Annotated in this window: 8 protein-coding genes; 2 read left to right on the plus strand and 6 right to left on the minus strand. The window is 70.7% G+C overall.

Annotated features, from left to right (window positions below; genetic code table 11):
- From ACZ4Z5_RS33165 to ACZ4Z5_RS33175, 3 genes are all read right to left on the minus strand, one after another.
- Positions 1-782: zeta toxin family protein (locus ACZ4Z5_RS33165; RefSeq protein WP_468269968.1), on the minus strand; the 782-nt coding region annotated here is incomplete at its 3' end.
- A 31-nt stretch (positions 783-813) separates the two neighbouring features.
- A complete protein-coding gene (locus ACZ4Z5_RS33170) occupies positions 814-1,047 on the minus strand; it encodes a hypothetical protein (RefSeq protein ID WP_468269970.1) in 234 nt (77 codons plus the stop codon).
- A 150-nt stretch (positions 1,048-1,197) separates the two neighbouring features.
- Complete coding sequence (locus tag ACZ4Z5_RS33175; RefSeq protein WP_468269972.1) at positions 1,198-1,332, minus strand: hypothetical protein; 135 nt, start codon at positions 1,330-1,332, stop codon at positions 1,198-1,200.
- A gap of 183 nt (positions 1,333-1,515) precedes the next feature.
- On the opposite strand from ACZ4Z5_RS33175, the gene ACZ4Z5_RS33180 reads away from it, so the two are divergent.
- Together ACZ4Z5_RS33180 and ACZ4Z5_RS33185 are read left to right on the plus strand one after the other, a co-directional pair.
- Positions 1,516-1,728: a hypothetical protein gene (locus tag ACZ4Z5_RS33180; protein WP_468269974.1), complete on the plus strand. Its 213-nt coding sequence runs from the start codon at positions 1,516-1,518 to the stop codon at positions 1,726-1,728.
- Positions 1,729-2,016: 288 nt separating this feature from the next.
- The gene (locus ACZ4Z5_RS33185; RefSeq protein WP_468269976.1) at positions 2,017-2,313 is read left to right on the plus strand and encodes a DUF4913 domain-containing protein; all 297 of its coding nucleotides are present in this window, start codon (positions 2,017-2,019) and stop codon (positions 2,311-2,313) included.
- A gap of 60 nt (positions 2,314-2,373) precedes the next feature.
- Here ACZ4Z5_RS33185 and ACZ4Z5_RS33190 read toward each other — a convergent pair whose 3' ends face one another.
- Genes ACZ4Z5_RS33190 through ACZ4Z5_RS33200 form a run of 3 tightly spaced genes read right to left on the minus strand, consistent with a single transcriptional unit; the run spans position 2,374 to position 4,176 of the window.
- The gene (locus ACZ4Z5_RS33190) at positions 2,374-3,636 is read right to left on the minus strand and encodes a zeta toxin family protein (RefSeq protein WP_468269978.1); all 1,263 of its coding nucleotides are present in this window, start codon (positions 3,634-3,636) and stop codon (positions 2,374-2,376) included.
- Positions 3,633-3,896, minus strand: a complete 264-nt coding sequence (locus ACZ4Z5_RS33195) for a hypothetical protein (protein ID WP_468269980.1) — start codon at positions 3,894-3,896, stop codon at positions 3,633-3,635. The genes ACZ4Z5_RS33190 and ACZ4Z5_RS33195 overlap by 4 nt, the downstream gene beginning before the upstream one ends.
- Before the next feature lie 37 nt (positions 3,897-3,933).
- The gene (locus ACZ4Z5_RS33200) at positions 3,934-4,176 is read right to left on the minus strand and encodes a hypothetical protein (protein WP_468269982.1); all 243 of its coding nucleotides are present in this window, start codon (positions 4,174-4,176) and stop codon (positions 3,934-3,936) included.
- Positions 4,177-4,612: the final 436 nt, after the last annotated feature.

Here is a 4,612-nt window from a genome sequence, read left to right on the forward strand (position 1 = left end):
AACGAGGCCGCCGCGCCCTGCGGGTACAGGGCGCGGATGAGCGGTTCGGGGGCCATGCGGCCGCCGTAGGCGTTCCGGCCTTCGTCGAACGCGATACGGCCTTCCTGCCAGCGCAGGGCGTTCTGCTCCAGTGAGGTCTGCATCGGTACTTCGACGCTCAGCACGACCCTCTCGGCGTACCCGTCCCGGTTCAGGTCGCCGAGCAGCGCGAGCGTCTTGTCGAAGTTCTTCATGACGCCGTCGTAGAGCAGGTTGAAGCCCTGCTCACGGGCCCAGCTCTCGAAGGCGTCCTGGAGCAGGGCGCTCTCCCGGTGCACGAGCGGCGCGAGTTCGGCCGGGGCCAGTCGCCGTCCGCCGGGCAGGACGTACGCCTGCGGAGGCAGCGTGGGTGCGCCGCCGTGGCGGACGATCGCCTCCTTGAACTGGTCCGGGTCCAGGACCACGTATTGGCTGGGGTCGACTCCGTGCGCCTGGGCCAGGGCCTGGCCGAGCTCGGTGTCATCGCCCTGGCGGGTGCGCAGCAGCTGCAGGGAGGTTCCCTTGCCGGCGCCGGGCGGTCCTGAGGTCAGCAGCACCGCCTTGCCGTCGCGCGGAAGGTTCGAGCAGGCGGCCTTGGCTTCATCCAGGATCACGCGGTGCAGCCGCCGCCGCTCTCGTGTCCAAGCGCCGTCCTGGTGGTGTCGGCCGTAGGTGTCGGTCGGCCCGGACGCCAGGTCCCCCGTGGTGAAACGGTCCTGCAGGTGCCGGTAGAGGGCGCGGTACTCCGCGCGCAGCACGTCCATGTCGTGGTCGAATTCCCCCTCGTCCGCCCGGTCAGCGGGACTGCCGGCGGCGGAAGATCTCCTCGTAGTCCTCCTCGGAGATCTGGTCGTTGAGCACCGCTCCCGCCAGGACGTCGGCCGTGTTGTCCTGGTGGTGCGGCAGGGTGTGGGCGGGGTCGAACTCGCTTTCCTCCAGCGGCCAGGCCGCGACGGTGTTGATCATCTCTTCGCGGCTGACCTCTCCAGCCGCGTAGCTGGCCAGGTACGCGCGCAGCGATGGCGTCATCGAGTGCTCCTTCCGCGACCGCGTCTGCGGTCATCCTGAGGTGGGTATTGCGGAGTTGATCTTCCCCCAGCGGTGCCCCGTCCCCGCGCCGGGGGGGGGAGGCTGCCCGAGGGCCGGCCTCCGAGGGAAGTGCCGGGGCGGGACCTACGGTCAGGCCGTGCCGTGTTCCAGCGCGCTGGCGACGTCGGCTGCGAGTCCGTAGCCGGGGCTGTCGTCGAGCAGTTCCCTACGCCGGTTGTAGAGCTGGGTGGTGCGGGAGTCTTTGTGGTCGGCCCACTGTTGCACCTTGTCCGGCCGGGGCGTCCGGCTTCGCCAGGGCGTGGGTGACGGCGTCGCCCTTGACACCGTGCGGGCCGCGCAGCGGGAGTCCGGCCCGCTTGGCCAGCGACTGGAGGAGCCGCCACACGGCCGGTTCGTCGAGCTGGCCGCCGGTGGAGGTGCAGAACAGCCAACCGGTAGCGCGAGCAGGTGCTCGACCCCGCCGAGATCCGTGCCATGCGCAAGGGCAGCGCGCTGCTGATGTCCACCGGCATGCCCATCGCCCATATCACCCTGCGCCCCTGGTACGAGGAGACGGCGATGGCGCACATCGGGCCGCTGATGAAGAAGGAGGAGGAGGCGGCCATCACCAAGCGCGCGGTGGCCGCGTACGAGGAGCGGAAGGCCGCCCGCCGTGACTGACGAACCCGACGTGCCCGACTTCGAGGTACCCGTCGGCCTCTTCCAGGACCTCGAAGACCTCAAGGCCCAAGACGCCCGCCTGACCGCGCAGGTCAAGACCCTGACCGACGGCGCGGACACCGGTACCGGCGAGGCCTCCGCGGCGCCGACGGCGACGACGCGGAGGTCAGCGGCGAGGGCGAGGACGGGGAGGACGAGGCGCAGTTCCCGCCGTTCATCCTGCTGCTCGACTCCCCGGAGTACGACAGCGAGCTGCGCGCCCTGATCGAGTGGGTCGAGGGCGTCCTCGTGCCCGGGTACCTCGCCGAACCGTCGGCCGACGCCCGCTGGTGTCACATGTGGTTCGAGCAGCCCGTCGCTGTCGCCCGCCTGCACGCGCTGTGGCTCGCCTGGCAGGAGCTCACCGACCTGGCCACCTGCGGCTACACCGGCCCGTCGGTGTGGCACCGCGACCACCTCGATCCCTGCTTGCGCGAGCTCCGGCCCTTCGCCGGTCCGTTCGCGGGCTGTACCAACGGCATGCACCAGATCGACCACCGGATGCCCGGCATCGTGCCCAGCGCATGGAGCTTTGCCGAGGACTGACTGACCGGCAGTTCAAGCCCGCCAAATAGGGGCTGCCGCAGCGGCGCGACAGGTCGGTCGTCAGCGGCCGCGCTTCTTCCTCGGCTCGGGCTGAAGGGGCTGGGTGGTCTGTCTCGAAGAAGGCTGCTGTGGGCTCTGGGGGGAGGGGCGCCCGCGCGTCGTGGTGGATCGTGACCGCGCAACGCTGGCGTCCGGTCTCCGTGGACGTCGTTCGGGCGCCTCCGCGGAGCCGGAGACGCGCGCGAGTGCCTGCGCGAAGGAGCTGCGGATCGCGTCCTCCACGGCGTTCTCCGTGGCGGAGAGCCGGGCACGACGGCTCGCCTCGGCCTGGCCCTCGGCGGCGGCGGGAACGGGCTGCAGCATCGTCGGCAGGGGCGTCCCGTCGGAGAGCGTCGCCTCCACGAGCATCTTCAGCAGCGGTTCACCCGCGGTGTGCGCGATCCGGTCGCGGTGGGCCGGATCGGGGGAGACCATGGCCGCGACGACCTCGGCGTCCTGGGCGAGGCGGCGCAGGACCGGGCGGCTCTTGTCGTTGATCTCGCCCCGGGCGGCCATCTCGAACAGGACTGTGCGGCGCTTCGCGAGCCAGCCGGCGGCTTCCTCGGCGGGTATCGGCTTCGCGCGTTCGGCTGTCAGGAACTCCACGGCGGCCGGTTCGCTCTGCCAGTGTCCGTCGGAGCCGCGCGCGTTGACGAAGAGGCCGGCGGCGGAGCGGTTGGTGATGACCACCTTGTGGACCGCCGGGCTCTGCTCGGCGGCCGCGACGGTCTCCGACACCTTCCCGTAGGCCAGGTCCTGGAGTTCCGGCGGCGTCCACCGACCGCCCTCCAGGAAGCGGTCGAGGGCGTCGAGCCGACTGCGCTCCTCCCGGACCGCGAGAGCGACGAGCTCGACGAAGCGGTCCGCCCGAGCGAACCGCTCTGCTGTGCCGATCGTCATGCCGGGGTCCCGGAACACGCCCTCCAGCAGCAGTCCGTAGTCGTGCTGGAGGGCGTAGTCGATGCTCATCCGGACCCATGTGCCGGAGGCCTGCGCGGTGGCGGTCTCGCGGGTCTGCGCGTCCTCGGCGAGAAGCTCCTGATAGCGGGGGTGCAGCGGGCGCAGCTCGTCGCCGGTGACGGGGACGAGCGTCCCGCCGTGCCGTTGGGCGGTGGCGGCCATGGCCTGGCTCTTCCCGGCGGCGGGCTGCCCGCCCAGCAGGACCAGGACCAGTCCGGCCTGCGGCTGCGGGCGGTAGCCGCCGAAGACGAACTCCCGTACCCGCTCGTCGAAGCGGTCCTTGAGCTCCTTCTCCGTGAGGAAGTAGTTGCTGGGGTCGCTCACCGGGCCGTCCTCAGAGCCTCGATGTCCTTCGTCCAGGCGGAGATGTGCTCCAGGAGGGCCTGCCGGTCGTGGGGGTCGACGGCGCGGCGGGCGTCGCGGACGCCGAGGGCGAGCGTCCACCACTTCTCGCGTTCGGCCTCCCCGGCGGCGGAGTCGGAGCGGCGGGTGTAGAGGCCGATCAGCTTGCTCGCGGTGTCGGCGAAGATGTCGAAGACCATGGCGGTCGGGGTGTTCTGGTACGGGTCGGCGGCGTTGGTCACGTGCCTCTCGCTTCCGAAGTCAGTGGGCAGGGTGTCCTCAGTCGGTGTCGTGCGCGAGCGCGCCGGCGACGTCGCTGGCGAGACCGTAGCCGGGGCTGTCATCGAGCAGTTCTTTCCGGGCGTTGTAGCGCTGGGTGGTGCGGGAGTCCTTGTGGTCGGCCCAGCGCTGTACCTTGTCGGGGCGGGCATCGGGCTTGGCCAGGGCGTGGGTGATGGCGTCGACCTTCGTGCCGTGTGGGCCGCGCAGTGGCAGGTGGTGCCGTCCTCGTCCACCCAGCACCACAAACAGCCGGCGCCGTGCTCCTTCTCGTGGTCCGCGTTGAACTCCACATATCGGATTCGCGGGGAAGCAGTGGAGAGGAGGATGTCGGCCGCCGTCGTCTCCTTCCACATGTGATCGTCGTCTAGCCGCTTTGTCATGTGGTGGTCGACGGTGATCCTGGCCCGCCGAAGAGCGCCGTGCGGAGTGGTCTCCTCAGCGGGCCCCTCGCCGGATGGCTGTGTGCCTCTGGGGTGGGGGCGACGTCGCTGGAGATCGATCGCTGCCAGATCCTGCCGTCCTGGGCGCGGCACTCAAGGTGGATCAGGTGGGAACCCGTACACCACTTCCCAGGACGCAACCGTACCGCAGGGTCTGTATCCCTGTTTTCGCTGCTTCCCGTCCATGAAAGCTGCGGGCATCAGGCCCGGCTCCATCGAATGGCCCGCCGAGGGCA

It is taken from the genome of Streptomyces sp. NPDC030222 (assembly GCF_055573115.1).

Coding starts and splice junctions, on each gene's coding strand:
- ACZ4Z5_RS33170 (WP_468269970.1), bottom strand. CDS start 1,047: ATGACGCCATCGCTGCGCGCGTACCTGGCCAGCTACGCGGCTGGAGAG.